The 1,977-nt window shown below is 59.0% G+C and carries 3 protein-coding genes; 2 read left to right on the top strand and 1 reads right to left on the bottom strand.

Annotated elements, in window-relative coordinates; translation table 11 throughout:
• The first annotated feature begins 97 nt into the window (after positions 1–97).
• Together BKD70_RS23865 and BKD70_RS23860 are read left to right on the top strand one after the other, a co-directional pair.
• On the top strand, positions 98–565 hold the full coding sequence (locus BKD70_RS23865) for a PAS domain-containing protein (protein WP_034128737.1): 468 nt from the start codon (positions 98–100) through the stop codon (positions 563–565).
• Between the two features lie 58 nt (positions 566–623).
• Complete coding sequence (locus tag BKD70_RS23860) at positions 624–1,229, top strand: hypothetical protein (protein WP_054921549.1); 606 nt, start codon at positions 624–626, stop codon at positions 1,227–1,229.
• Here BKD70_RS23860 and BKD70_RS23855 read toward each other — a convergent pair.
• Positions 1,220–1,977: helix-turn-helix-type transcriptional regulator (locus BKD70_RS23855; RefSeq protein WP_070415524.1), on the bottom strand; the 758-nt coding region annotated here is incomplete at its 5' end. The genes BKD70_RS23860 and BKD70_RS23855 overlap by 10 nt on opposite strands.

Below are 1,977 nucleotides of genomic sequence, written 5' to 3'. Positions count from 1 at the left end.
GATATTAGCAGCCTGTGCCAATATTTCAGTGCGCACCGTGCAACATTCCAGACTTGCCATAAACTGGCAAGGTCAAAACCAGGCCATGGACCGCTCTATGATTAACGCCAAACTGCTGCAAATGGTCGTCAATGCGTCCAACGACGGAATCGTTGTTGCCGAGCGCGAAGGCCGGGAAAAACCACTGATCTACGTCAACCCGGCCTTCGAAAGGATGACTGGCTACACGATGGACGAAATCCTCTATCAGGACTGCCGCTTCCTGCAGGCGGGCGACCGCGACCAACCGGCCTTGATCGCCATTCGTGATGCGCTCGACAGCGGCGGCACCTGCCGAGAGATCCTGCGTAACTACCGCAAGGACGGCACGCCTTTCTGGAACGAGCTATCGCTTTCGACCGTGTACAACGAGGTCGACAAGCAAACCTATTTCGTCGGTGTGCAGAAAGACGTCACCACTCAAGTCAAGGCACAACAGCGTGTCGCCCAACTGGAAGCTCAGTTGGCCGAGCTCAAGAGCGAGCTCGCCGCACTCAAGGCGACGAGTGGATTTAACAAACTGTAAAAAATGCGGTCTTTAGAGCGATAATGGCTTTTTAATGCCTCAGCCTTGAGCCAGATCAATGCAACGCGACACGCTATTGACGCAGGACGAGCTGGATTTTATCCAGGACATGCAGCACAACCCGCAGCTCAACCTGCGGGATGCATGGTCGAGCCTGACGGTTAATGGCGGGGCACAGATTCGCGATCTGCTCACGCGGCTAGCGGCTCACGACCAGGTCACCATCCAGGCGCAATTCGACAACCAGCAACTCACCTTCCCGTTGCACTTGGTGGAAGATGAGTTTCATGCTGTGCATTTACGCTTGGGCGTACCGAGCATTTTTGAAGATGGGCCGATGATCCGCCCGTGGCGCCTGGCGCTTGAAACGCCGGTGGCGCTGGAAAACATCAAGGGCTACTCCAGCGCGCTGTGGGTGCACGAAGTGTCATTCAAAGGGGTGCTGGTAGAGGTGCGTGGCCGGGTCAAACCGCCAAAGACGTTTTCCCTGTGGTTCAGCCCTTCCGGCTACGAACGCATCGCCCTGCGCGGTACGCTGGAGCGGGTAACCGCCCGCGGCCTGTTCGCCTACCGCCTGAGCCAAAGCGATGCTGATGAGATCGAACGGTTACGCCAGTTCATCCTGCACCAGCATCGCCTGGTCCATCCTCACGTTCATGCCTGAGACTCCAGATGGCCGCTGAGCAGTTGCTGCAAGCGGCGCGGCATCCAGCGTCCGTCATTGCCCAGGCAACCAATCGACGAACCTGCCAGGCTGTGTTCCGCCAGGTCCGACGCCTCACCAGCCAGCAACAACGGGCAATCGAGGGTGAAGGCCAGGCGATTGAGCCGTGACGCCAACTCTGCGCCAGGGGCATGGTTGGAAAACAGCACCAGGGCTTGCGGCCGAGTGCGCTCGCAGATCAGCGTCAACTCATCCAGTGGCTGGCCAACGCCCAGGACCTTGACCGCCAGTTTCTCGCTCGACATCAACAAGCCCGCCACCAGCAACTCCAGCTCACGGCACTCTCCGGCAATGGCTGAGAGCAACACCCTGGGCACTGGCGAGGCACAGGCCATTTGCAGGCACCGTGCGACGCGCGAGCGCAGGAAATTGTCGAAGAACAGCCACTCGCTGGCTTGGCCAAAGCGGCCTTGGTGACGTAACAATTGCTGCCACAGCGGTACCAAAATGTCCTGGAACACCACGGTCGTCGAATAGACGCTGAAGATCTGGCCGTACAACCGGTCGAGCTCACGATCATCAAAGGCACTGATGGCCTGCCGCAGTTGCGCCTGCCATTGGCGCCACTCCAGCTCGGTATCGCTGCGTGACGCTGTAGCCGGCTCGTTGGGCTGTGGGTCGCGCGCCAAAAGCTTGCCGACTTTGCTCACCGCTACGCCACGCTCGATCCAGTCGAGGATGCGGTGCA

The organism is Pseudomonas sp. BS-2016, assembly GCF_001806145.1.
Classification (GTDB): domain Bacteria; phylum Pseudomonadota; class Gammaproteobacteria; order Pseudomonadales; family Pseudomonadaceae; genus Aquipseudomonas; species Aquipseudomonas lundensis.
The sequence above is the reverse complement of the archived record's forward strand: the minus strand, read 5'-3'. Positions and strand labels throughout refer to the sequence as shown.

What these genes read in the sequence shown, in the direction of transcription:
- BKD70_RS23865 (WP_034128737.1), top strand. Translation starts at nt 98, where the DNA reads ATGATTAACGCCAAACTGCTGCAAATGGTCGTCAATGCGTCCAACGAC.
- BKD70_RS23860 (WP_054921549.1), top strand. Translation starts at nt 624, where the DNA reads ATGCAACGCGACACGCTATTGACGCAGGACGAGCTGGATTTTATCCAG.